Origin of the sequence: Paenibacillus polymyxa (genome assembly GCF_018614975.1) — a bacterium.
In the GTDB taxonomy this organism is placed as follows: domain Bacteria; phylum Bacillota; class Bacilli; order Paenibacillales; family Paenibacillaceae; genus Paenibacillus; species Paenibacillus polymyxa_E.
This window is the reverse complement of sequence record NZ_JAGGNR010000036.1, coordinates 1-26,694: the sequence shown is the minus strand read 5'-3', so window position 1 is coordinate 26,694 and position 26,694 is coordinate 1. Positions and strand designations below refer to the sequence as shown.

Here is a 26,694-nt window from a genome sequence, read left to right as displayed (position 1 = left end):
GATTGCACTATCGTACCCGTTAGCAATCTACTTTAGGGCAAGAAGGTCATCTCACCGTCTGGTAAACGAGACCTATGGCTCCAGAATCAAAGGTCTTGTTTTCGATAAGTTTAAGATTGATCTTCTCTTTGAGACCTTGGAATAACGGCAACCCGTTGCCGATCAGGACGGGAGAAACCGTAATTCTATACTCATCGATTAAATCAAGCTGCATAAGGTGGTGTGCGAACCTAGGACTGCCGAGGATGACCATATCCTTGCCTGGCTGCTGTTTGAGGTTCTTGATCTCTTCCTCGACATCTTCTTTCACCAGTCTTGAATTGTTCCATTCGACTTTATCCAGCGTCGTGGAAAAAACGATTTTGGTTGTATTTTCGATCCACTCGGCATGATTCAGTTCATGCTGCGAAGCTGATGGGTTCGAAGGCATAGATGGCCAGTAACTGTGCATCATCTGATAAGTCCCACGTCCCCAAATGACAGTGTCGGTAGTACTCAGAATTTCTTTCGCGTGTTTCTCCAAATCAGCATCGTAGGAAACCCAGCCAATGTCCATTTCACCGTTCGGCCCTTCTACAAAACCGTCAAGCGATGCATGCAAAAATAGAATGAGTTTTCTCATTTTCAGTTCTCCTTTGTTCATGAGGGATATTTACATTAACAGTTTTAGCACATTTCAGCTTGGGTTGTTTCTTATGGATTGTTAACCCCACATGAGATATTCTACTAATCCACAAAAAATCCCTCCATTATATTCTGCAAAACTACCCGTGTAAGCATCTTGAGGAATTTTTTGAATACATAACTGCTCAGAAGATTGAGGTGTATAATGAGTTTAGCCTTCAGCACGAATTAGGTATTTTTTTGCGGACGATTTTCCCGCAATATAAAGTGAAAAAGGAGGAATTTTATGAAATTATTTAAATTGCCAATGATTCTTTGTATTATAGTACTTTTATCTATTTTGTCAGCTTGTGGTGCGGATGATATTATACACGGAAAGAGCGATCACTGGGATGTATCGCTTCAGAGATCTACAGGGAGCTATAGTATTACCTACATTGGTGATGAAACGCACATAAAGGATTTTGTGTTTGACCTTACCGGCAATAATATAGACCAGCAGGGGAAAGCGCTGGAAGAACAAGAGGTCCCGTTCAGCATGTCGGGAACGGCTACTGAGGCGGAGAATACGAAAGATCCAATTACCTTTAAAATGAGTTGGAACAATCAGAGCGAGATTGTAACTTTTGAGTAACTCTCGCATGCGGGAGGTATTCATCATTGGACTTATGGCAACTATTAATCGCCTGGGTATGCATTGTTTGTTGGATTGTCACTTACAAAGATAAGATCAGTAAATGGATACTGTACCCTGTATCGCTTTTTTGTATAGTGATTACTTTAATTTTTTGGCTTACTAATCAATAAAATAGGAAAATGTTAGATCAGAGACTGTGACTACTAAATTATCCAAAAAAAGTACATACCACAGGTTAGGCCGTTCCTTCATGGAGCGGCCTTTTTGCACAATCGCATCTTATTTCGCAACAGTTATTTCAAAAGTGGAGTGACCATAATCTTGAATGTTGAAGCGATATTCCAATTCATTTCGAACTGTCGCCTCATCAAAATCAGACTGATTCACATCGCGATCCAATAGACCGATATCCTGGATGACATCTTGTGCATCGTTATACGTGTACTCACTATTGGTTGTGAGAATGAGTGTAGCGATAGCAGTTAAAAAAATTCCACCTGTTGGTTTACGCGTATCACCAGTTCCATATAACCTGATTTCCTGTACGCTCTCATCCGCATTCACTACACCAACCAAACGCAATTCATCATTGAATACATACTCGAAAGTACCAGTACCCTGCTCAGAAGAGTCTTTCACATTCAAGCGGGTAATACTCAAACCATTCAGTCGGTATTTGCCAACGGCACCATTAAACTTGTTTTTGAATTCATCGGTAGTCATGTGGAAGCCAGACAATTTAATTTGGGGTGAAGTTGCCGGATTTTTTTCTGTTGTAGCGTCACTTGATTCGTGTTCCACCGCCTGATCTACTTCAGACTGAGTAGAGTTCGAAGATAAATTCAGCATCCCATATAAACCTATTGAAGCAATCGCAAAAAAGGCCGTCGTTAGAAAAATAAATCTGATCGGCAACCTATTACCTTTGCGAATAGATAAGATCATCAGAACAACAGATACCAAGAAAGAAATAAATCCAAGAATGAAAAGAGCGGTAAATAGGTATTGCAAATTCTCACCTCTTAATAGCGTAATATTTGGTAAAAATCTTTCTTGCACCTCATTCATTATAATGTTCCCATAAAAAAGTTCAAACTCCCAATACTCACTGTCCGAACAAAAAAAGCACTGCTGGCAGTATGCCGGCAGTGCTTGCTTGATGTTATACAGGTCTTACCGTAAAGGTGAAGTGATACGCTCGGTTGGCTGGCAAGGTGTATTCAGCGTGGGTACGTGCGCCCCAGCTGTCATCTCCGCCGACACCCATTTGTTTGTAATTGATACGTGTGACAGTCTGTGTGCTTTGAGGCAATTTGTACACATGGTCGTTTGCTTCCAGTTCCTCCGGTGTCCACGGCAACGCATTGATTTCAAATGGTATGGTGGCTTCAACGTGCAGACCAGTTCGACCATCCGTTGATGTAATTTTAGCGTAACGCACATCGGTTTTGTTGCCGCACTCTTGTGGTTTCAGATATGGAACGAATTGATCACGAACCGCACCTGTGTAATATCCCAATCGTGCACTGGTCAGGCGGTCTGCGTAGTTGTCGTGCGGCCCTCTGCCGTACCAGGATATCGTATCCAAGCGGTTATTCAGTTGCAGCAGCATACCGAATTCCGGAAGATCGGGTAGGCCTTCGCCTGGAATAAGGGTTTGACTGATTTCCAATACACCATCCGCATCAATTCGGTATGTGATGGACAGTGTACATCCCGGATGTTGATCCCACGTATAATCGGTCGTCACGAGAATACCTTGTTCGTCTGCATGGTGCTCGAAGCGAATTAATCTGCTGGTTGCATGAGCATCTCTCCAGAAGGCAGAACGCTCATTCAGGCGGTTCCCCATATCGTTGTCTGTCATGGCTCGCCAGAAATTCGGCCGGACAGGTGCGAGCAATTGCTCCTGATTGTTGATCTGATAAGACGTCAATGCGCCAGTAGCCGGGTTAAAGCTCAACGTGACTTGTCCTGTAGCTACGCTAAGTTCATCTTGCAGCTCCTGTACCTGTGGCGAATTGCCTTGTCCTTGATGTACCGGTTGGATTGGACGCAATCGCGGAGATACCAAGAACTGATCCCAGGCAATCTCATGACCTACTCCTGCCCATTTGGTTGCGACTTTCGTAACCAGAGATACAGTCAGCACCGCTTCGTAGAACAGATCGGACGATGGCGTATATGGGATGGGGACTTCAACCGATTCGCCAGGAGGTACCGCGATATCCAACGTGCCGTTCTCTACGGATACACCATCGTGTGTTACTGTCCATACGAGCGAATATTCGCTCAGATCCGTGAAGAGGAACTGATTTCGGATGCGCAGCAGGCCGTCTTTGATATCAATAGCTTCCATACGAACGTTCTGATAACACTTCTTCACTTCTTCCAGCTTCGGTGTAACCGTCTTATCGGCCAGAATCAGTCCGTTTCCGCAGAAATTGCCATCATGAGGGGATTCACCGAAATCGCCGCCATAAGCAAAATATTCTACACCGTCTGCCGTAGTGGTACGAATGGACTGATCGACCCAGTCCCAGATGAATGCACCCTGCAACATATCATATTTATCGAACAAATCCCAATACAGATGCAGGCCGCCGCAAGAGTTACCCATGGCATGGCTGTATTCGCAGATAATATAAGGTTTCTTCGGACCCTTCATGCGCGCATATTGCTCCACATCTTGTGGGCTGATATACATTGTCGATTCAATATCGCTTGCCGAATCAGAAGGGCGATAATGGAAAGTCCCTTCATAATGAACGAGACGGGTTGGATCGACTTGTTTCAGATAATCGTACATGGCGATGAAGTTATCGCCGCCAAAGGACTCGTTACCCAGAGACCAGATAATAACGGACGGATGGTTTTTGTCCCGCTGGAACATCGAGTTACAGCGATCGATGACGTTGTTACGCCATTCCGGCTTGCTCGCGGGAATATTGTTCTCATTCATTTCCTTTTGCCCATAGTACCATGTGCCGTGAGTCTCCAGATTCGTTTCATCAATGACATAGAGGCCATACTCATCACACAGCTCGTACCAGAGTGACTGATTCGGATAATGGGATGTACGCACGGCGTTAACGTTATAGGACTTCATCAGCTCGATGTCACGGATCATGTCTTCCCGCCCGATGGCTCGACCGGTATCCGGGGAAAATTCATGACGATTCACGCCTTTGAATACAATGCGTTTGCCATTGATTTGCATCAGGCCGTCTTTCAGTTCAAACTTGCGGAATCCGATCCGGCTGCGAACAGCCTCTAACGTTTCGCCGGATTCATTCTGAATGGACAGCACAAGTGTATACAGATGAGGGAACTCGGCGCTCCATAAGAGCGGTTGAATAACCTCTGTTGACAATTTGAACGAAAGTTCATCTTCACCCTGGAAAGTAATGGCCGCAGTAAGGGGTTGCTTCAGTACAGTCTGCTGCTGTGCATCATAAAGCTGCGCCTGAACGGACAATCCGGCAGTAGTCTGCGCGGCATTATGATTAAATAACTTCAAATCCAGCAGTAGCTCCGCATCCTGGTACGCGTCATCCAGTTCAGTGCGAACAAAGAAATCGGCGATCTGAACCGGTGAAGGTGAATGCAGGTATACACCACGGAAGATTCCGCTTAACCGCCAGAAATCCTGATTCTCCAGCCAGCTTGCATCACACCAGCGATATACCTCCACAGCCAGCTTGTTCTCACCTTCCGTTAGATACGGAGTGATATCGAATTCTGCGGGCGTGAACGTGTCTTCACTATAACCGACGAGCTCCCCGTTCACCCATACATAAAAGGCGGATTCAACACCCTCAAAGTGCAGCAGGACAGGACGGTCTTTCCAGTCTGCCGGAACCGTAAACGTACGGATATATGAACCCACAGGATTATAGGTTGTTGGTGCAAATGGTGGCTTCAGTTCTGGCTCACGCTCGACCCACGGATACGTCATATTTGTATATTGGGGATAATCATAACCTTGCAACTGCCAGTTGGAAGGAACGGCGATCTCGTCCCAGTCACGGGCATCATAATTGTTCTCATAAAAGGATGTAATCCGTTGCTCTGGAGTCTCCGCAAAGGCAAACTTCCATTGACCATTCAGTGATTCGTACCATGGCGATGCGCTGGAATCATTGGATAACGCTTCTGCTACAGATGGAAACGCTACCATAGACGCATGTGCGGGTAGACGGTTTACTTGAAAAGTCTCGGGATTATTGTTCCATTCCGGGTATCCATTTGCCGGAGGGGTGTGTACCAGTTTCTTTCGCATAACAGCAACTCCTTCTGAAATGTTATAATATTGTCATTATAGAATTGAATGATGACTTAGAGAATAAAGAATATTGCCCATATATATCACAATATGAAACTAACGATGGAGAAAGTGGTGTACGGGATGGATACCCGGATTTTTTTTGGTAAAACAGAAGAAGCTGCTCGCCTGCCGATCTATATGACCACGGTGGGTTACTGGGAACACCAATATGAAACCGAGCGTCCAGAGGGATTCCCGGATTATCAGATCCACCAGATTATTCATGGTCAGGGGAGGCTGATTATACAAGAAGACGAGTATATCGTCGGACCGGGTGACGTTTTCTTTCTGTATCCCGATGTGCCGCATCGATATATGCCCATTAGTGACCGCTGGGAGCTGGCTTGGGTCTCGTTTCAGGGGAGAGAGGCCAGCCAGTTATTATCTTATGCGGGGATAACCGGTTCACGCGTATGCAGACTCAGGACAGCCACGCTGCTGCGTGGCCTGGAGCAACTTCTGGTTAGAGGAGAAAATGGGGATACTACGGATTACGCAGATTACGATGTTGAATGCTCCAAACAATTATATGCCCTGCTGCTGGATCTGAAGCCACTGCTCATCGCATCCGCCAATTATAATGATGAACTGGAGCGTTTGAAGCCTGTGTTCCGTTATATCGCTGAGCATCTGGATCGTTCACTTTCGCTGAAGGAACTGGCCGATGTGGCTGTGGTATCTCCCCAATATTTGTGCAGGCTGTTTCAGAAGGCGCTCCATACCAGACCTGTATTTTACGTGAACCAGGAACGGATCAATCGAAGCAAACAACTCATGTTCAGTGAGAGAGAGCTCCGAATATATGAAGTTGCTGATCGGGTGGGTTACGAGAATGCCAGTTATTTCTGTGCGATGTTCAAAAGGCATACAGGCATGAGTCCAGAGCGTTTTCGCAAACTGCACGGACTGAATTGAAAGTCTGAATGCGGTTATTCATTTTGAATTTTGATCTGTTATTCATCCCAATTTCAGTTTTCATTAAGGTTGGGAAGGTAAGATAAGTCTTGTAAACCCCTTCTCGTGTTAAATAGATGTGTGACTGGCCCTATCGGATTGTCCTCCGGTAGGGCACTTTTTTTCTTCATTTCTTCGGTTGGTGGTATGATATATGAATACAATAATGTGTAATCAACTCTAGTGACCGGAGGATGGAATTGTGGATCACAGCTTGCACCCGTTGTTTAAACCTATTCAAATGAATGGAACGTACCCTAACAGTTATTATGTTGAGAAAATACCTGCTACCGGTCTGATGGCTTATGTGGCCTGTTATTGGGAATCAGGATCTCTTCCGAACACACATGCAGATGTTGCTTCGGGAGAAGATCGAGAGCCATCGGTGACGACTGTGCCTGCCCGGGTATTGCCAGATGGTTGCACGGACATGCTGATTACATACGACCCAGTCTGTTCAGAGTACTCCTATGCTTACTGTGGCAATTATACACAGCCATTCGCTGTACCTGAGCCATCCGATGATGGTTCGTCTGCTGGAGACTACACCTTTGGTGTCCGATTCTTTCCGGGTGGAGCGCATGTCTTCCATGGTATGCCTCTGGAGTGGTTTACGGATAAGAGAATTCCCCTTCAGGAATGTTGGCCGGATAAGCTGAATGAGCTTCAGGAACGGATGGCCGAAACGAATTATTTTGCAGAGCGAGTAGAGGTTATGAATGCGTACTTGAGTCCGTTGCGCGTGCAGGCAAGCACATCGGAGAACAATGTGATGAAAAACGTGCTGCACCGCATCTTTATAGATGGGGGACGTATGAGTGTCCAAGAGCTGGCGATGCGTGAAGTGATCAGTGAGCGGCAGCTGCATCGAAAATTCTCGGAGTGGGTCGGAATCAGCCCCAAGCGATTCAGTGAGGTGGTTCGTTTTCATCGTGTGCTGAGTGATATTCATCAAGGGAACACGGCAGACTGGGCAATGCTTGCCCAGAATCATGGATTTTTTGACCAAGCCCATCTGATTCGGCAATTTCGCAAGTTTTATGGAGAGACTCCGTTGACGGCAGCCAGGGAGCATGGCAGGATGTTGTCCGATTTGTACAATAGATCTGTAGCACCTTCGGTTATACTGAAGTCGTGAGAATAAAAGATAAGGGAGACATCATATATGAATGGAACATTACAGATTCGGGATCACTTGTTAAATGAATTGGAAACAGGCGTACGGACGGGGGCTTCGTTAATTCGCTTGATCCGTTCGGAGGATTGGTCGTATCGTCCACAGGAGAATATGCGTTCATTGGTGGAGCTAGTGCATCATTTTATCCAGATTACCGCATCTGATCTTGCCATTATGCAGGAAAAAGGTGAAGCTGAGGTTGGGCTGGTAGAGAATAGCCTGTCGGGGATTGAGGATATCGAGAAGCTTGAAGCAACATTATGGAGTAATTTCGAATCCTACAAAGCCTATATCACGGGATTGAGCGAAGATGACTTTTTGAATCGTTCAACGAAAGCTTTTTATATGGAACATGGTCACTTGCAGGTTCAATGGCAGATTGAAACGGTAACGCATGTGTTCCATCACCGTTCGCAGCTGTATAACTATCTCAAGCAGCAGGGCCATGAACTGAACTTTTTCATGCTGTATGCGTAATTAAACCTGTAATATGAAAGTAAGTTTAGTTGGCTCCACCGGATGGTCCGGTGGGGCTTTTTTGTGTACAGTTGTCTATCAATCTATGAAGTCTATCAAAATTGTACATTATGACGCTGGTAATTCACCGTTGCTTTAATAGATCTCAAGCATAGAATACCGTATCAAAGCAAAAAGGAGGTGATATCAAATGGCCATCCTTTTACCGATACAAAACTACAACCTTCCTGCCGGAGTAGGCAAGTCCTACTACGAAAACTTGGCTGGAGGCACAAATGCCAGCGCTACAGTGAACAACGTTGGACCTTTTCCAGTATCTCTCGTGATCACACGTGTTAATGCACCAGTAGTCACTTACGTTGTTCCTGTAAACAGCAGTCTTACCATTTCTGCAGGTGGAGTTCTGGTGTTTGCCTTGTTAGCAAACCTTGGAGGCGCAGCTGCCGGAACAATTCAATTCGCCGTAGCAGATTTGTAATTGATGTGGACTGGAATGGAATGGCCTCTGTCGGACATCTTGTCGGCGGGGGTCTTCTTTTTTTATGGATATACATAGATTTATATTAATTAAGTGGCTAGTCTACGGTTACATCTGTATTCGATGCTTTTAAAACTTTAACAGCGCCTTTATACAGGTTTGTTTACTTTAGTGGTCATTCGATTAATTTAAGGTATAGGCGGCACGCAGATTGGTGTTGGCATACAGGAGGTTAGTCGATGATGAACAGAACAATCTTATTAGAAACGGAAAGACTGGAATGTGCGATTTGGAACGAAGGGGATCTTGCTTTGGCGTTTGCGTTGTGGGACGATCATGAGGTTACCAAGTGGATTACCAGCAAGGGATTTCTGAGCGAGGATGAAGTAGAGGCGCGATTAACACAGGAGATTCAAAGGCAGAAGGAAGCGGGTGTGCAATATTGGCCGCTCTTTGAGAAAGAGTCGGAGGTGTTTGTCGGTTGCTGTGGCCTGCGTCCGTATTCTCCAGAAGAGGAGAGCTATGAACTGGGATTTTATCTAACCAGGGATCACTGGGGCAAAGGATATGCCCAGGAAGCAGCGCTGGCAGTGATTGGTTATGCCTTTGACAAAATGAACGTGAAGGCGCTGTTTGCCGGACATCACCCGGATAATAAAGTGTCACGTCACATCTTGATCAAGCTGGGATTCGAGTATACAGGTGATGAACGCGATGAACCGACAGGAAAGATGCATCCATCCTATTCATTACGGGAAAAAACATAATCCCCATCCAATGAAGGACAGGGATTGTGTATTAAGCCAGACTGAACAATATTGTTTTGGCTCCGACGAGCGTAGATCCGCTGTTAACAAAATAATAGTTGGAGGCGGCATCCAAAGTTAAAGGTCCTGTCCAGGTGATCGTAGCAAACTGACTACTAAATATGCCAGTGGGCGGGACATCGCTAAGCGCGAGTGTAACAGTCACGTCGCCATTAATTGTCGAGTTGGTAATGTGAGAGTAACCTCTTACGTTAATCGTGCTGTCCGAAGTACTATCTACCATCCGCTGAATATTCAATCCAGTATGAACCATCGTGTTGATTCGACTGTGATACAGGTACGTGTTCAGATTACCCATATGACCGGATTGTACAATATTTCCAACGACTCTCGCATTGAGTAATTGGAATTCGATGGTTGTAAACGGGTCACCGACAGCTACATTCTGAAAAGTCACGTTACCACTTATAATGGCGCCGTCCGTGTAGTTGGTGTGTGTACTGACGGATGTGCCATTATTGAGTGTACCAATTACTGTAACAGGACGAGCATCAAATGCAGGTCCTTGAACCAGATAGACATCTTCTGCAGCCTGGCTCGTCTGGATCGTGACGTTGCGGGGAATGGAAGAAGCGAAGTTGGCCAGATCGGAGTTACCGAGCTGCCATGGCCCGATGCCGAGAAGCTGCACATGCCTTGCAGGTGGGATGACAATGTCTTCATTGAAGGATGAGTTGCCAGCGATTAGAATAATCAAACGGGCTCTCATGCCAAAAGTAACCGCAAGTGGGCTATTCGTGGCTGCGTCAATAGCAGCCTGCAGGGAGTTAAATGGATCAAAAGGTGATCCCGTTCCCGGTCCTGGAGCGCTTGAGTCCGCCCAGTAGATGGTCTGTCCCCACTCGAAGTCGGGAGTACCACCTTCAGCACCCAGCAATTCAGAAGTTACCAGGCGATGGGCAGCGACCAATTGTCCTGTGGCATTTTTGCCCCACATGGAAATGTCGGTTAAGCTCTCCGCCAAGCCGCTGGTAGTGAAAATAAATTCGAAGCCATCCAAGTTTGCAAAATAACTTTTGGTGAAGACTTCATTAGGAGCAAGCGAGATGGATTCCAGTACATACAAGGTCCGCGTTCCGTTCAGCGCATATCCTTCGATAAGAACAGTTGAGGCGTTGACTGGATCTTCGTTATCAATTTTGACGGTAACCGATTGGGTAAGTCTTGACCCAGCTACCAGATTGTTCTCAATGGGTCCGGATGAGATTGTGGCCATCTTTGTTTTCCCCCTTTTATAGAGCTAGTTCATTTGAAACAATGCGATGTGCTGTGACGATTTGCCCGGTGCTGTCCTTGCCCCACACTGAAACTTCAGTTAATGCAGCTGCGTCTCCACTCGTTGTGAATACATATTCGTATCCATCCAAATTGGCATAGTAGGTTTGAGAGAAGACTTGCCCGGGGTTCAGATCAACGGATTGAAGAACGTATAAGGTCCTCGTTCCATTCAGGAAATAACCTTCAATGAGTACATTGGACGTATTGATGGAATCGGTGTTGACCATTTTGATGGTGACTTGTTGTGTAGGCCTGCTGCCACCGGAGAGGTTGTTCTCGATCGGGCCTGTCGAAAGGACTGCCATAGGTTCATCTCCTTTTTTATGAATTTCTTTTCCTGAGAAAAGCTAGAATAGCATATGTTAGAATTGACGAAAGCGTTTGGACAGAGAGATATATGTTTTCATGCTTTTTTTATTTCGCTTTCAGCTTCTATTAAGGTAGCGGAGGTATGATAACTCTTGTAAACCCCTTCTCGTGTTAAATAGATGTGTGACTGACCCTGCCGGGCGCCGGCGGGGTATTTTTTTGTTTGATTTTCAAATAAACAAAACTAAACAAAAATAAATAAAAGTTTATTTCTGTGTTTGTTATTGACTATCGAAGATAAGCAAAGGTATAATGAATGTGAAATAAGGAACTTACTATGTGCGTGGCAAGCCATATGACTTTCAATATAAGGAGAGATTGACCATGAACGTGACCCTTACGAATGATACAACGCAGGCTGCGGGTTTCGAGATTCCATTTGTCCGTGAGATGGCTGAGATTACACAACATATGTGGAAAAATGGCTGGGATGAGCGTAATGGTGGTAATGTCAGTTATCTGCTGGAGGAAGAGGAAGTTGCCCAATATATCGATATCCATCATGTGATTCGCAAGATCAAACCGGCTTTTTCGGTGCAGGAGCTGGCAGGCAAGTATTTTATCGTGACCGCATCGGGCAAATATTTCAAAAATGTACTCGCTGATCCCGAGAGTAATCTGGGATTGCTGCGTGTATCGCAAGATGGACAGGAGCTGGAAGTGCTCTGGGGATTGAAGTCGGGGGCGAATCCAACAAGTGAGTTGCCTACGCATTTCATGAGCCATATTGAACGTCTGAAATTGGACCCTAACCACCGGGTTGTTATGCACAATCACGCTACTCATGTATTGGCTATGACGTTTATCCACGAATTGGATGAGGCAAAATTCACGAAGACCCTCTGGCAGATGTGCACGGAGTGTGTGGTTGTATTCCCGGATGGAATTGGCATTATTCCATGGATGATTCCTGGATCGAACGAGATTGGCCGCGAAACGGCTGAGAAAATGAAAGAATACCACGCGGTCATCTGGCCGCAGCATGGCATATTCGGAACGGGCACAACGATTGACGAGGCATTTGGTCTGATTGAAACCATTGAGAAGGCAGCCCAAGTGTATATGCTGGTTGCCGGTCAAGAGATCCGGCAGAGAATTACGGATGAGCAGCTGACCACACTGGCGCAAGCGTTTGGCGTTACCCCTCGTCCCGGTATTCTGGGCAGTTAAGGAATGTTGTAATTGCATTACAGTTAACGCATAGATTAAGGAAGTGGTCTTTGGTTCATTGAACCAAAGGCCATTTCCTTTTTTTTGACGAACAATCGTCGTTTTGGTTCAAAAAAGTTCAAATTGCTGAACAAGAATGGCTTTGTTAACGATTATTGAATCGTAGAATGCATTATCACGTGCTGGCGAATTCCGGGTGAAATGACGTATTGTCAATGGCTCTGCGATTTTGCATAATAACAATGCTTCACAGATGAGAGACGGAAGGAAGTTATGATCATGCTTGGCAAAATGAAGAGAATCTTAATAGGCAAGCCCATGAAATCGGCTGAACTGGATGGAGAAAAATTGGGGAAATGGAAGGCGCTCGCCATCCTGTCCTCGGATGCCCTATCGTCCGTTGCCTACGGTACGGAACAGATTTTGCTGGTGCTCGTTGCGGCCGGATTCGCCGCCCTGTGGTACTCCGTTCCGATTTCCATCGCCGTGCTGGGATTACTCGTCATTTTAATTTTTTCCTATCGCCAGACGATATTTGCTTATCCAACAGGGGGCGGCGCTTATATCGTAGCCAAGGATAACCTGGGTACAACATCCAGTCTGATTGCCGGGGGATCTCTGCTGGTCGATTATATTCTGACTGTTGCGGTAAGTTCGTCCGCAGGCACGGATGCGATTACGTCGGCTTTTCCTATGCTGCATGATTACAGTGTTGTGATTGCACTCATTATGATTGTATTTCTAACGATTATGAATTTGCGGGGAGTGACGGAATCGGCTTCCGTGCTGGCGATCCCTATCTATCTGTTTATCTTTTCAATTGCGATTCTGATTATCTCGGGCGGAATCAAATTTCTTGCCGGGGGGATGGAAGCAGCTGCACCTGAATTCGGAACAAGTCTATCCCATGTGAGTATGTTTCTGCTGCTGAAGGCGTTCAGTTCAGGCTGTTCGGCTCTGACCGGGGTAGAGGCGGTAAGTAACGCAATCCCGAATTTCAAGCAGCCTGCCGAGAAAAATGCCGCAGGTACATTACTGCTCATGGGTTGTATATTGGGAGCCATGTTCATCGGCATTACCTTACTGGCTTATGGGTACGGAGTGAAGCCTGATCCCAAAGCAACAGTCATTTCCCAGATTGCTGAAGCAACGTTTGGCAGGGGCACGATGTATTTTATCATCCAGGCTGTAACGGCACTAATCTTGTTCCTGGCAGCCAACACAGCTTATTCGGCTTTTCCGCTGTTATCCTTCATGATGGCAAAGGACAAATACATGCCGCATGCATTTATGGTCAGAGGAGACCGGCTTGGCTTCTCGAACGGGATCATTTTTCTCAGTGTGATGTCTGCGCTGCTGGTGGTCGGGTTCAAAGGGAATACGGAAAGTCTGATTCCGCTCTATGCGGTAGGGGTGTTCATTCCATTTACTCTGTCACAGCTCGGTATGATGATTCGCTGGATCAAAGTCAAGCCGTCTGGCTGGCAGATGAAGTTGCTGGTCAATACAGTTGGGATGCTGACTACGTTATCGATTACGCTGATCTTTATTTTCACCAAGTTCACGCAGACATGGGTCATCTTTATCTTTTTGCCACTCGTTGTCTATGTGTTCATGCGTATTCACCGTCACTATTGCAACATTGCCGATGAGCTGCGGATTGATATTCAGGTCGATAAGCCAGCGCAAAAAGGCAATACGATAGTCATTCCTGTTGCAGGCATTACCCGGGTCGTTATGAACACGATCAGTTACGCCCAGACGATGTCGGATCACGTGGTCGCGCTGTACATTGGATTCGATGATGAGGCCATACGCAAGATGGAGCAGAAGTGGGAAGAGTGGAATCCAGGCGTTCGTCTGGTTGTGATCAAATCGAGATACCGCAGCATTATGGGGCCGCTCAAGAAATTCATTGATACCGTAGAGTGGAAAACGGCCGAGACTGATCACATCACCGTATTGATTCCGCAATTCATCACCAAGCACTGGTGGCAAAATGTACTGCACAACCAGACCAGCTTCATGATTCGGGCCTATCTGATCAATTACAAAGACGTGATTGTCACCACGGTGCCATATCATCTTAATCGTTAACTCGAACGGTTAATCGCTTCACCTCGTTTAGAAGATTTACAGATTATTGTAAAATGAGTCACGTTTTTTAATAGGCAAACGTTCATATTCCATTTACACATCGAACCGCAGGGATATCTCCAAAAAGGGGAGTTCTTGCGGTTTTTTGTCGTGAGATCCGGTCTGGATACCGCTTTCGAATGGATGCACATTTGAGTAAACTCCCTTGTCCATGATTAACGTTACGTTGATTCAGAATGAATTTTGCTGTGACATTCGACTCTTACACTAGATAACGTGGTGCTGAAGTTGATGGAACATTTCACACACACTGAATGCGTGAAACAAGGGGGAAGAAAATCCGATGAGTGAGCTTGATAACCGGATCAGCTTGCCCGCCGCCAAACGGCGCGTATCCGGTACGAGTGAGCGCCGGACAGCCTCGCTGCGTGTGCAGCGAATGCGGGAGAATATGCTGGCCTATGGTTTCCTGGCACCATCGCTGCTTTTGTTTGCAGTGTTTCTGTTTTACCCGATGTTTAAGTCCGTGTATCTCAGTCTGCATTCCACAGATCCGACGGGACAGATTGCGGCTTATGTAGGACTGGATAACTTCAAGGCGGTCTTCCAGTCAGGGCTGTTTATGCAAGGGATGAAAGTGACATTACTATTTGTTCTGTTCACAGTGCCTACGGGCATGCTGGCTGCTCTGATTCTGGCAGCACTGACCCACAACCGGTTCAAGGGAATGCGTGTTTTCCAATTTGTATTCTCTCTGCCCGTGGTGTTATCCGTCGGTTCGTCAGCGGTCATCTGGAAGTTTCTATTCCATCCGACCCTGGGCATGCTGAATTATCTGCTTGGCAAAGTAGGTATTGATCCAATTCCCTGGCTTACCAGCCCGGATTGGGCATTGATCTCCATCTCCATCATGACGATCTGGATGAATCTTGGATTTAACTACATTATTCTATCCAGTGGTCTAGCGGGCATCCCGGATGAGATCTATGAGAGTGCCAAGATTGACGGCGCAGGACCAGTACTTACTTTTCGCAAAATCTCGATGCCTCTACTGTCACCAACATTATTCTTTGTTACGGTCGTATCGATCATTGGTGCTTTTCAATCGTTTGGTCAGATCAACATTTTAACCCGGGGTGGCCCGATGGACAGTACAAATGTGTTTGTCTATTCCATCTATCAGGAAGCCTTCGTTAATTTTCGCTTTGGTACAGGTAGTGCACAAGCACTGATCCTGTTCGTGGTGATTATGCTGCTGACCCTGATCCAGTTCAAATGGGTAGAAAGGAAAGTGCATTACCAATGAGTGCCACATGGACCAAAACGCTGTTGTATGTATTACTGACGATCTGTGCAGCGCTTGTGCTGTATCCGGTGATGTACACCTTTTTCATGGCCGTGATGACGCCGGAAGATGCGAGTGCTTATCCGCCGCATATCATTCCGAATTCCATCGATCTGTCCAACTTTAGCGAAGTATTTGATATCGTTCCGATCGGCCGATTTATCGGCAATACCTTTCTTGTTGCAGGACTGACAACGCTTGGTCAATTGATTACAGCGAGTATGGCAGCCTATGCTTTTGCAAAAATGCAGTTCAAAGGCAAAAACGTCATCTTCAGCATGTTTGTCGCAACGATGATGATTCCATGGGAAGTAACCATGATCCCAAATTATCTGACAGTTCGCAGTTGGGGCTGGCTGGATAGTTACCAGGGGCTTACCGTGCCGTTTCTGGCAACAGCGTTTGGTACATTCCTGCTAAGACAGTTCTTCATGCAGCTGCCCAAGGAATTGTTCGAGGCGGCGAGGATCGACGGTTGTGGTCATATTCGCTATTTCATATCGCACGTTTTGCCTTTGTCCCGTCCGGCACTTGGTACATTGGCAATCTATTCATTTTTAAGTATGTACAATTCGTATCTCTGGCCGCTGCTGGTGACAAACACACCGGAAATGAGAACCGCGCAGATCGGGATCTCGATGCTGGAGTTCCAGGAATCCACCGCGTGGAATCTGGTATTTGCCGGAACAGCAATGGTTATTCTCCCATCCTTACTGTTATTGATTTTCGGGTTGAAACAGCTTGTCCGCGGAATGGCCGCAGGCGCGCTGAAGGGATAGGCAATGAATGTTTTGCAACTATTAAATTGAAATTGATGTGGAAGCTCTGAAGGTTTTGATCTAAAGATTTTAATTTAGAGGTTTTGCATTAAACCTTGTATCTTCGTACAAGGTCTACGGTTTTAGATACCAGAAGCGAATAAAATGAGGCTCGTGTTTCAAATAAGATGTTGAAATGAACGACGGTAGTAGTGGAGGGGACGAAATCGATTCTGAAGAAGCGAAGCGTTCGCCTTTATCCCCGGATTTTCCCCTTTGAAAGGGAGAATGAAAAAATCCGGGGATAACAGCGATCAAAAGAACGATTCGTAACCGTAACGGCCACACCGCGTCATCCCCAAGATTTTATTGTACGCGAGTCATATAAAAGGAGAGCGATTATGAACGGATTTCGTTTGAAAAAAAGAGGAACATTTGCATTAATGCTGGCTGCCCTGATGTTGGTCATCTCCGCTTGCGGAACAAAAGCTGAAACAAGCAGCCCGGCAAGTGGAACCCCAGCAGAAGCGGCCGCAGCTGAGACAACACAATTGACTTGGTGGCATTCCATGTCTGGCGCAGGGGAGAAGGCAATTAACCAGCTCGCTTCCGACTTTAACGCTAGCCATCCCGACATTCAGGTGAAACCCATCTATCAGGGGAAATACGATGAAAGTCTGAACAAACTCAAAGCATCCATGGGATCAGACAGCGGTCCTGACATTATCCAGGTCTACGAGATCGGTAGCAAGTTCATGATCGATTCGGGCATGATTACACCAGTACAACAGTTCATCGACAAGGATCAGTTCGACCTGTCCCAACTGGAGCCAAACATCATCCGATACTACACCATCGATGGTAAGTTGAACGCGATGCCGTTTAACACATCCAACCCGATCCTCTACTACAACAAGGATATGTTCAAAGCAGCAGGTCTGGACCCGGAGAACCCGCCGAAGACGTATGAAGAGTTTGAGCAAGCAGCGAAAGCACTGGCGAAAGACGGTAAGCCAGGTGCATCCATGGCGATCTACGGCTGGTTTATGGAACAGTTCTTTGCAAACCAGAATGCAGATTATGTAAACAATGGAAACGGAAGAACCGAAGCAGCTACAGAGTCTCTGTTGAACTCGGAAGCAGGAGTGAAGACATTAACGTGGTGGAAAAAGATGATCGACGAGAAAACCCTCTCCAATCTGGGACGCAGCACAGATGATACAACAGCTGCATTTACCGCACAGCAGATCGGTATGACCCTTGATTCCACGGCTGGCCTGCGTAAAATCGTAGAAGGATCAGGCGGAAAGTTTGAACTGGGAACAGGCTTCCTGCCTCGTCCGGCGGATGCCAAAGAAGGCGGCGTCGTGGTTGGTGGAGCGAGCTTGTACATCATGAACAACAAATCAGAAGCACAACAGCAAGCGGCATGGGAGTTCATTAAGTACTTGGCTACACCTGAGGTACAAGCGAACTGGAGTGTTGCGACAGGATACTTCCCAATTACGACAGCAGCTTACGATGAGCAAGTATTAAAGGATAATATGGCGAAGTACCCGCAATTCCAGACAGCAGTCGACCAATTGCACGCTTCCGCAGATTCGACAGCAACATCCGGGGCGTTAATGGGCGTATTCCCTGAAGCTCGACAACTTGTCGAAACAGCGATTGAAACGGTACTGAATGGACAAGGTACACCACAGGAAGCATTGGATGCAGCAGCCAAACAAATTACAGACAAGATTGCGCAGTATAACAGTACGGTGAAGAAGTAATTGCGGGCAACGCTTTGGTTTAAAAACAGATGCGGTGCTCATTAATGATCGTCGCATTGTTGTAATTCTATGATATCCTCTGAGACCTTTGACGGATTTATCTTAATGTACAACCTGTTTGAACAAATGAATGCAACGCTGATAACATGATGAATGTTATCAGGTTATGTCAGATCCCAGGCCAAGTTACAAAAGTATGGCTTAAAAGGGTGAGGGATTGTATGTCGGAGCAAAAGATATTTAATTAACATAAATTAGCGGGTATTGTAGAAATTAGTTCTCTATAGGCAGATGAATACAATATGTTTAACTCCCTAGAACAGCTTGCAGACTTCCATCTGCAAGCTGTTTTTTACTAATTAATGCCTGTTAATTTTCACCAGGTGAAGGTATAGTGGACAGGATTACATTGAAGGAGTGTTGAGGACATGCAAGATCAACCCGTTTTAATCGCATTAATTGCCATAGCGGCAGGAATTTTTAGTTTACTCGGTGGTATCAACAACTGGGACTGGTTCATGAGGAGTTTTAGAGCAGGAATTTTTGTGAAGACCATTGGACGGCAGGGTGCAAGAGTGGTATATGGCATCTTGGGTGTTGTCATGATTGTCATTGGTGTATTACTTCTGCTGATCGGATAGTTATCGGGAAATAATTAAACTTACCAAGTATCATCTACATACAATATGAACGCTTAAGATAGGTCGTATGACCAAGATTGAATATCAATTAGCTTGGCTGAAAGATCATAGCTAAAAGAAAAGACCACCGAAATTTAATTTCGGTGGTCTTTTTACTAAATTCAGGGTTATACAACGCAATCTGGTTTAATTATCTTTTAAATCTTGAATGGATTTAACATCCATATATTCAGGTACTACGAGTCCGGTTTTAACACCAGTCATATTCGCACCCAGGTCATCGATTTGATCCTTGTATTTATCCCAGTAGTCTGCATGTGTGAGAGGTAACCAGGCAGCTGGAGAAGCATCCACATCACCTGATGCTACACCAGTCCACATAGGACCAGCCTCAACTTGTAATGCGGTTACTTTGTAACCGAGCTTGGTCTCCATCACATATTTCAGCAGGTTCGTGCTGGCAATTTCGGAATCCCAGGCCACATAACCCAAACGGAATGTATCACCGTTCACCGGAGTCAGATCTTTGGTCCATTCATCGATTTGATCGGTATGTTTCTCGGCATAGTCCTGGGCCGCTTGTTCTGGAGAAGTTCCCCCTTGAATCGCAATCATCATTTCGCCCATATCATCCGAGGTCCATTGGAAGCGGGACAGGAATTCATGAGCAACCGGATGATCGGCTTTCAGACCTTTACGGGCAATGGTGTGAATTTCTTCCGCGTCACCATAAACCTTGTCGGGATCTTCAAGATATTTCAGATCATACTGATTGAACATCCAGTGGGGAGTCCAGCCCGTAATGATAATCGGCTCTTCATTCTTATAAGCTTTGTCGAGCGTAGCTGTCATGGCAGCTCCTGAACCTTCAATCAGTTTCCAGTTAGACAAACCATATTTTTCAATTGCACTCGCTGTCGATTTCATAATACCGGCACCCGGATCGATACCGATAATCTGGTGATCAACTTCTGCACCTACATTAGCGGTAGCTGATGGCGCAGAGGAAACATTTGCATTATCCTTTAAATCTTCAACGGAGTTGATATCCATATAAGTCGGAACAACCAGTCCTTGTTTGACTCCAGTCATACTGACAGCTATATCAACAATCTGGTCTCCGTACGTCTCCCAATAATCCCCATGTGTAAGCGGGAGCCAAACGGCTGGAGAAGCATCGATATCACCTGCTGCCAAGCCTGCCCACATGGGACCGGCTTCAACTTGTAGGGCTTTGACGGAATAACCCAGTTCCGTCTCAAGCACATACTTCATCAGGTTCGTACTTGCAATTTCAGAGTCCCATGCCACATAACCAAGACGAAGATTGTCACCACTAACAGGGGTTAACCCTTTGGTCCATTCTTCAATTTGGTCCGGATGTTTTTCTGCATAAGTCTTGGCTGCTTCTTCAGGCGAAACGCCCTTTTGAATGTCAGTCATAATCTCACTCATTTGATCCGCAGTCCAATTAAAGCGAGAGAAGAATTCATAAGCAACGGGAAGATCTTCCTTGATTCCCTTACGTCCAACGGTGTGAACTTCCTCTGCATCGCCAAAAATTAAGTCGGGATCGTCCAAATACTTCAGATCATACTGATTGAACATCCAGTGGGGAGTCCAGCCTGTAACGATGATTGGCTCCTGATTTTTATAGGCTTTGTCCAGCGATGCAGTCATTGCTGCTCCGGAGCCTTCAATCAGATTCCAGTTCGACAATTCATAATGCTTAATGGCGTTTGCCGTGGCCTTCATGAGACCTGCACCCGGGTCAATACCAACGATTTGGTAATTAACCTCTTCTCCCACATTGGCACTTGCCGCTGGAGCGGAAGAAGCGGAACCTGTTTCCAGATCTTCAATCGAATTCACTTCAGTCATGTAACTAGGAACCACGAGACCTGTACGTACACCCGTCATATTGGCCCCCAGATCGTCGATCTGGTCCTTGTACTTATCCCAATAGTCAGCGTGTGTCAGTGGCAACCAAGCGGCTGGAGAGGCATCTACGTCGCCTGAGGCAACACCCGTCCACATCGGTCCGGCTTCAACTTGGAGAGCATTCACTTTATAACCCAGTTTGTTTTCCAGTACATATTTCAGCAAATTGGTACTTGCGATTTCGGAATCCCAAGCCACATAGCTAATTTTAAAGTCGTCGCCGTTCACCGGAGTCAGACCTTTGGTCCACTCATCAATCTGATCGGCATGTTTCTCGGCATAAGTTTTGGCTGCTTCTTCCGGAGATGTACCCTCCTGGATGGCAGTCATCATTTCACCCATTTCATCAGAAGTCCATTGGAAACGAGACAGGAATTCATAAGCAACAGGATGATCTTCTTTTAATCCTTTACGAACGATGGTATGAATTTCTTCCGCATCACCGAAAGATTTCTTTGGATCTTCCAGATATTTCAGATCATATTTGTTGAACATCCAGTGCGGAGTCCAACCCGTAATAATGATCGGTTCCTCAGCTTTGATCGCTTTGTCCAGTGTGGCAGTCATGGCTGCGCCTGAACCTTCAATGAGGGTCCAGTCGGACAGATTGTAATCATCGATCGCTTTGGCTGTGGATTTCATGATACCGGCACCTGCATCGATACCAATAATCTGATAGTTAACCTCTTCACCTACAGCATTGGCTGGTGCATTGGTGCCACCGGCAGAAGTGTTTCCCCCAACGAAATACTGAGAGAAACCAGCTATGAGTACAAGCAACGTTGCCGCAGCAGTAATCCATGCTTTTTGCTTTTTCGTGATCCGTGAGGTTCTTTTGCGACCTGGCATAAACAGATTTTGTGTAAAACGGTCAAGCACAATCGCGAGTACGACGACAGCGAGACCCGCTTCGAAACCTTTACCAATCTGTAGCTGTGTTACCGCACGATATACTTCCGCACCAATACCTTGAGCACCGATCATGGATGCAATAACAACCATGGACAGTGAGAGCATGATGGTCTGGTTAATACCGGACATCACAGTAGGCAAAGCGAGTGGAAGTTGTACTTTGAACAACTTTTGCATAGACGTTGAGCCGAACGCATCAGCTGCTTCGACCAATTCACCAGACACCTGCTTGATACCGAGGTGGGTCAGACGAATCGTTGGCGGAATCGCAAAAATGACGGATGCGATAACACCTGGAACAACACCAAGGCTAAAGAACGTAACCGCAGGCAGCAAATAGACAAATGCAGGCATCGTCTGCATGAAGTCAAGCAGCGGAGTAATGATACGCGCCGCAGTTTTACTGTATGCGAGCCAGATTCCGACAGGTACACCAAGCAAGATGGATACCAATCCTGAAGTGATAACCAGGCCGAGTGTGTCCATAGATTGGGACCAGTAGCCCAAGTTATCAACGAGCAAGAACCCGATAACTGTAAATAGTGTGAGTGGGAGTCGACCTACGATAAACGCAAGAACACCTAATATCGCAATGAACAGGAGCGGATGGGGCAACATAAACAGCCCGGAGAAATATCCGACAACCGTTTGAATAACGGTGGAAATTACATTAAACAATCCGGAGAGCGAGGAGCTCATCCAGTCAACGATGGATTCAATCCACGACGCTAGTGGTATTTTGGGAATCATTCACAAGTTCCTCCTTTACTGCAACTTCACCGCTAAGTGCACCCAGCAGGGCACCGCGGACGATAACACCTTGCAGACGGCCATTCTCACCAACAACAGCGAGAGGCACATGGGCTGAACTTACAATTTCGAACAATTCATGAATCAGGGTCTCAGGCGACACAGTAGGCCCGTCCGTGATCAGAATGTCTTTTAATACTTTGTTTTCACGCATCGCACGAGAAGCGTCTTCTGCTGTAATGACACCAAGCAGCTTCTTCGAACGGTCAATGACAAACAGGTTGGAAACGCCACTTTCGCGCATTAATTCGAGGGCAACGCGAGGTCCGCGGTCAAGCGTGATTGTTTCAGGGCGACGCATGACATGAGCGGCAGTGAGGACCTTGGACAAGTCCACATCTTCGACGAAGCGGGCCACGTAAGAGTTGGCCGGTTGAATCATGATTTCTTCCGGTGTACCAATCTGCACAACTGCGCCGTCTTTCATAAGGGCAATACGATCACCGATGCGCAGCGCTTCGTCCAAGTCATGGGTAATGAAAATAATGGTCTTTTTCATTTTATCCTGAAGCTCAATCAACTCATCCTGCATATCACGACGGATTAATGGGTCAAGTGCACTAAAGGCTTCATCCATTAGCAGTATTTCCGGATCATTGGCAAGGGCACGGGCCAAGCCAACACGCTGCTGCATCCCGCCACTGAGTTCATCTGGCATCTTGTCTTCCCAACCTTTAAGGCCGACCAGCTCAAGAGAGGTTGTCGCCTTCTCGCGGCGCACTTCCTTGTCTACTTTCTGTATTTCCAATCCATACTCCACATTATCAAGAACGGTACGGTGCGGGAATAACGCAAACTTCTGGAATACCATACTAATCGTTTTCCGGCGCACTTCGCGCAATTGTTCTTTGTTCATCTTGCGTAGATCCTTACCATGGACCAGAATTTCTCCGGATGTTGGTTCAATCAGGCGATTGAACATGCGAACCAGTGTGGATTTACCACTTCCGGACAGCCCCATAATAACGAAAATTTCACCTTCCTGAATTTCCATGCTGACCCGGTTGACACCAACCGTTATCTGTTTTTCTTTGGCCAACTTTTCTTTACCCCAACCTTGCTCCAGTAATTGCAGACCTTGCTCGGTTTGGGGGCCGAACAATTTACTTACGTTTTTCACTTCAAGTATGGTCATGTTTTCACCCCTTCTGATGTGTTGTGCACTTCGAACGGCTTACAGCATCCACAAGCCCATACACTTATGCGCCCAGCCACGAAATCCGGTAATTGTTGCTTCGCTTCCCGTCTTTCTGGGTAACGTTTTTAATTCTAACAATACTTAACCAGTATATCAACCGAATAAACAGTACATAATGTTTGTACAGTAAAAACTGTACAAAGTTTTTCGTCCAAATACTCTGTCATCCTCCTTATTCTGGCTAATAAGGCACCTTTACATTTGACATTGCTTTTCCTACAATAGAAAATGAGTTGAATTGAAGCTGAATTATTTGGTTAAGAGATAGTCATAGGCAATTGTAGCCTGGTAAAGTTCCCATTTTCATACATTGGGTGAAAGAAACCCTCTGGCATATAGGATGTCCGGCCGGATGCTTTCCCATGTAAGCAGGACTTTTAAAGTGTTGCAAATATTTTGCCAAGACTGTGGAATGTTCAGAATGGAGGTTGCAAGCATGGGCTTGGACCATTTACAAGAGGAACAGCAGGCAACCGTGCTGAAGATTCGTAAGCGTGTTATTGAAGCCATTGGACGTAATATGGATCTTTACGGCGTTACGCTGTCTACGGGACACTTGTATGGATTGCTATTTTTTGCAGACAAACCAATGACCCTTGACGATATGGGACGGGAAATGGAAATGAGCAAAACGAGTATGAGTACAGGTGTACGAACACTGCTGGATTTGAAAATGGTGAATAAAGTGTGGAGCAAGGGCTCCCGAAAAGACCTATATGAAGTGGAATATGACTGGCATCAGACGTTTACAGATTATTTTGCTATCAAATGGAAAAAAGCGGTGGAGAGTAACCTCCAGGTTCTACGCAAATCGATTGAAGAACTGAATCGATTAGTTGAAAATCTGGATGAACAGGCAGATGCTGAACTGATCCACATTCTGTTGGAAGACAAACATAAGGTTTTGCAAGCGGAAGCATACTACAAATGGTTGGATCGGTTGATTGATACCATGGAAAATGAAGAGATATACAAGCTGGTTCCGAAGGAAGAGATCAAGGAACATTCATAATTAGATGCAAAGGGCCCCTTCCGTTACAGGAGAGGGCCCTTTGGCTTGTGCAATATCTTATTGGAGTAATAATGAAGGAACACGATGGAAGAGATAACACTTACATCGTGTTCGAGCTAATATTATCATTTATTGTCCGATGAGACTTGCATGAGGAAAGACCACAGATTGCTGAGTAATCTGTTCCAGTTCATTCAGAATCTGTAATTGGCCAGAGGGGGTCCAGCATAACCGTTGCCAATTCGAAATATCGTGAATGTTACCATGCAACACGGCAGGAGAACGATTCCAGGATGCCGTTTGTTTCATGCGTCGGAATACCTTTTCACTGGCAGGCTGAAGCGTAGCACGATGAATAAACAGGTAGTCCGTGTCCAGCGCGGGGATACTATCCGCAACATACTCATTTCTGGAACTTTCGGGAGATACAAGCTGAGCAGGCTGGAGTCCCAATTCAGCATACAACAAGTGATTTAATGGGTGCTCGCCAGATCCCTGCAAGTGTATGAACTGGTTCGTAATGTACATCAGAGCAATACGTCGTTGTTCGAAATAGGGTTGTAGGTTCAGGCTTGCTTCAAGCTTGCGAAACTCAAGTTCTTTGAAATTCAGTAGTGCCTGCTTCTCACGTCCGACCAGTTCTGCTATGCGAATATGGTTCTCTTTCCAGTCATCAGTGGACTCCAATATGATGGTGGGTGCAATACTTTTCAGGCGATCGTAATAGGGCTTGTGGTAAACGTCGCCGATGATCAAGTCTGGCTTCGCCTGCCGTAGTTGATCTAATTGTCTCGTTAATCGGCGTTCCTGTTCATATTCATCCGATTCTCGGTCAAGAACTCCTTCCAGCACAGCTATCGGATGCAGTCCAAGCGAAGCCAGGTTCTCATGGAATCCCATGATGGATGCCGTAGCTACGCGAAGTTGGTCTCTTTTCATATATACGCTGGGAGCAATCCCCAAGGTTTGTTTGAATTTGCGGCTAAAATAATACTCATTGCCATAGCCGACAGATATCGCAACGGCTTTGATGTTACACGTTTCCGCTGTCAGCTGTTTTTTGGCTTCGTTTATACGTAAACGATTCAGATAATCGGTCGGTGACATGCCCTTGGCTTTCTTGAAACTGCGAGAATAGGAGCTGGGTGTGAGTCCAGCAATCTTGGCAAGTTGATCCATGCTGATTCCTTCACTCATGTAACGTCGCATATACATAATACTGCGTTCCAAGGCAGGATCCACTTTCTCATGATTGGCTTCCAGCCGGTTCTCTGAGAGAAATTGCAATAGTTCATGCAGCTGGCTATGTATGCTAATAAAGTGATCCGGTTGAAGACCGCGATAGGTTTCATACAGCTGTTCCAAACGTAATACAGCCTGCTGCTCATGACGAACCAGCAACCTGCCTGTCTGCCAATCCAGCGGGAAGGCGGGTGAAGAGGTCATTTTCCATTCACCGCGCACTTGCTGCAAACGAACCGTATCCATGCTTAGCAATATACATTCGGTCACATTCGAGCGTGCAGCGGCCTCAATGGTTGTACCTGGCTTCAGTACAAACAAGCTGCCCGCTTGCGCCGTATAGACTGTATCATTCAGGACCAGAACACCGTCTCCTTGCAAAATAAGACAGAGCATGGGCCGTGATACCATCTTGCCTTGCACACGGAAATTCTCCCCACGACGCACACGGCACATGGAGGAGAGGAGCGGTAGAGATGAGGTTTCAGCAATGAAGGGAAACTGTTCAGTCATACGGACCATCCTTTTGTCTTATTTTCTTAATGATAACAATTATCATTCTCATATGGAAGATGTTTTTGAAAAATAGTTTTCGACAATCAAAATAGGACTACCAAGAGCCGTTATGATATGCTCCCCTCATAG

At 46.0% G+C, this 26,694-nt stretch carries 21 protein-coding genes; 13 read left to right on the top strand and 8 right to left on the bottom strand.

Annotated elements, in window-relative coordinates; genetic code table 11:
- Positions 1-46: 46 nt before the first annotated feature.
- Positions 47-622 carry a dihydrofolate reductase family protein gene (locus J7E78_RS22985; protein WP_215078338.1) on the bottom strand — a complete coding sequence of 192 codons (576 nt, stop codon included), beginning with the start codon at positions 620-622 and terminating at the stop codon, positions 47-49.
- Positions 623-910: 288 nt separating this feature from the next.
- Here J7E78_RS22985 and J7E78_RS22980 point away from each other — a divergent pair, with 288 nt between their 5' ends.
- Complete coding sequence (locus J7E78_RS22980; protein WP_215078337.1) at positions 911-1,258, top strand: hypothetical protein; 348 nt, start codon at positions 911-913, stop codon at positions 1,256-1,258.
- A gap of 282 nt (positions 1,259-1,540) precedes the next feature.
- Here J7E78_RS22980 and J7E78_RS22975 read toward each other — a convergent pair whose 3' ends face one another.
- On the bottom strand, positions 1,541-2,329 hold the full coding sequence (locus J7E78_RS22975; RefSeq protein ID WP_215078336.1) for a hypothetical protein: 789 nt from the start codon (positions 2,327-2,329) through the stop codon (positions 1,541-1,543).
- Positions 2,330-2,423: 94 nt separating this feature from the next.
- Positions 2,424-5,543 (bottom strand): beta-galactosidase, LacZ type, encoded by a 3,120-nt coding sequence (gene lacZ / locus J7E78_RS22970; protein WP_215078335.1) that lies wholly within the window; start codon positions 5,541-5,543, stop codon positions 2,424-2,426.
- A 126-nt stretch (positions 5,544-5,669) separates the two neighbouring features.
- On the opposite strand from lacZ, the gene J7E78_RS22965 reads away from it, so the two are divergent.
- The 5 genes from J7E78_RS22965 to J7E78_RS22945 all read left to right on the top strand — a co-directional run bounded on the left by J7E78_RS22965 (position 5,670) and on the right by J7E78_RS22945 (position 9,441).
- Positions 5,670-6,503: a helix-turn-helix transcriptional regulator gene (locus J7E78_RS22965; protein WP_215078334.1), complete on the top strand. Its 834-nt coding sequence runs from the start codon at positions 5,670-5,672 to the stop codon at positions 6,501-6,503.
- A gap of 241 nt (positions 6,504-6,744) precedes the next feature.
- A complete protein-coding gene (locus J7E78_RS22960; protein ID WP_215078333.1) occupies positions 6,745-7,680 on the top strand; it encodes a helix-turn-helix domain-containing protein in 936 nt (311 codons plus the stop codon).
- Positions 7,681-7,707: 27 nt separating this feature from the next.
- Positions 7,708-8,196, top strand: a complete 489-nt coding sequence (locus tag J7E78_RS22955) for a DinB family protein (protein ID WP_091033740.1) — start codon at positions 7,708-7,710, stop codon at positions 8,194-8,196.
- Positions 8,197-8,386: 190 nt separating this feature from the next.
- Positions 8,387-8,674 carry a hypothetical protein gene (locus J7E78_RS22950; RefSeq protein WP_215078332.1) on the top strand — a complete coding sequence of 96 codons (288 nt, stop codon included), beginning with the start codon at positions 8,387-8,389 and terminating at the stop codon, positions 8,672-8,674.
- A gap of 239 nt (positions 8,675-8,913) precedes the next feature.
- Positions 8,914-9,441: a GNAT family N-acetyltransferase gene (locus J7E78_RS22945; RefSeq protein ID WP_215078331.1), complete on the top strand. Its 528-nt coding sequence runs from the start codon at positions 8,914-8,916 to the stop codon at positions 9,439-9,441.
- Positions 9,442-9,472: 31 nt separating this feature from the next.
- On the opposite strand, the gene J7E78_RS29510 is transcribed toward J7E78_RS22945, so the two are convergent.
- Positions 9,473-10,717, bottom strand: coding sequence for a hypothetical protein (locus J7E78_RS29510; protein WP_251035207.1), 1,245 nt, complete (start codon positions 10,715-10,717; stop codon positions 9,473-9,475).
- A 16-nt stretch (positions 10,718-10,733) separates the two neighbouring features.
- Positions 10,734-11,084, bottom strand: a complete 351-nt coding sequence (locus J7E78_RS22935) for a hypothetical protein (RefSeq protein ID WP_215078330.1) — start codon at positions 11,082-11,084, stop codon at positions 10,734-10,736.
- Positions 11,085-11,472: 388 nt separating this feature from the next.
- On the opposite strand from J7E78_RS22935, the gene rhaD reads away from it, so the two are divergent.
- The 6 genes from rhaD (at position 11,473) to J7E78_RS22905 (ending at position 18,934) form a co-directional block, all read left to right on the top strand.
- Positions 11,473-12,318, top strand: coding sequence for a rhamnulose-1-phosphate aldolase (gene rhaD / locus J7E78_RS22930; RefSeq protein ID WP_215078329.1), 846 nt, complete (start codon positions 11,473-11,475; stop codon positions 12,316-12,318).
- A gap of 279 nt (positions 12,319-12,597) precedes the next feature.
- Positions 12,598-14,415 carry an APC family permease gene (locus J7E78_RS22925; RefSeq protein ID WP_215078328.1) on the top strand — a complete coding sequence of 606 codons (1,818 nt, stop codon included), beginning with the start codon at positions 12,598-12,600 and terminating at the stop codon, positions 14,413-14,415.
- Positions 14,416-14,758: 343 nt separating this feature from the next.
- Positions 14,759-15,721 carry a carbohydrate ABC transporter permease gene (locus J7E78_RS22920; protein ID WP_215078327.1) on the top strand — a complete coding sequence of 321 codons (963 nt, stop codon included), beginning with the start codon at positions 14,759-14,761 and terminating at the stop codon, positions 15,719-15,721.
- On the top strand, positions 15,718-16,539 hold the full coding sequence (locus J7E78_RS22915) for a carbohydrate ABC transporter permease (RefSeq protein WP_036669010.1): 822 nt from the start codon (positions 15,718-15,720) through the stop codon (positions 16,537-16,539). Before J7E78_RS22920 ends, J7E78_RS22915 begins: the two co-directional genes overlap by 4 nt.
- A gap of 380 nt (positions 16,540-16,919) precedes the next feature.
- On the top strand, positions 16,920-18,293 hold the full coding sequence (locus J7E78_RS22910; protein ID WP_215078326.1) for an ABC transporter substrate-binding protein: 1,374 nt from the start codon (positions 16,920-16,922) through the stop codon (positions 18,291-18,293).
- A 428-nt stretch (positions 18,294-18,721) separates the two neighbouring features.
- Positions 18,722-18,934 (top strand): immunity 17 family protein, encoded by a 213-nt coding sequence (locus J7E78_RS22905; RefSeq protein WP_215078325.1) that lies wholly within the window; start codon positions 18,722-18,724, stop codon positions 18,932-18,934.
- Positions 18,935-19,120: 186 nt separating this feature from the next.
- Here J7E78_RS22905 and J7E78_RS22900 read toward each other — a convergent pair whose 3' ends face one another.
- Entirely contained in the window at positions 19,121-22,537 is a 3,417-nt protein-coding gene (locus J7E78_RS22900; RefSeq protein WP_215078324.1) for a glycine betaine ABC transporter substrate-binding protein, read from the bottom strand.
- Positions 22,503-23,732 (bottom strand): quaternary amine ABC transporter ATP-binding protein, encoded by a 1,230-nt coding sequence (locus J7E78_RS22895; protein ID WP_215078323.1) that lies wholly within the window; start codon positions 23,730-23,732, stop codon positions 22,503-22,505. The genes J7E78_RS22900 and J7E78_RS22895 overlap by 35 nt, the downstream gene beginning before the upstream one ends.
- Before the next feature lie 499 nt (positions 23,733-24,231).
- Here J7E78_RS22895 and J7E78_RS22890 point away from each other — a divergent pair, with 499 nt between their 5' ends.
- Positions 24,232-24,807, top strand: a complete 576-nt coding sequence (locus J7E78_RS22890) for a GbsR/MarR family transcriptional regulator (protein WP_215078322.1) — start codon at positions 24,232-24,234, stop codon at positions 24,805-24,807.
- 129 nt (positions 24,808-24,936) lie between these two features.
- On the opposite strand, the gene J7E78_RS22885 is transcribed toward J7E78_RS22890, so the two are convergent.
- Positions 24,937-26,562 (bottom strand): helix-turn-helix domain-containing protein, encoded by a 1,626-nt coding sequence (locus J7E78_RS22885; RefSeq protein ID WP_215078321.1) that lies wholly within the window; start codon positions 26,560-26,562, stop codon positions 24,937-24,939.
- Between the last annotated feature and the right edge of the window lie 132 nt (positions 26,563-26,694).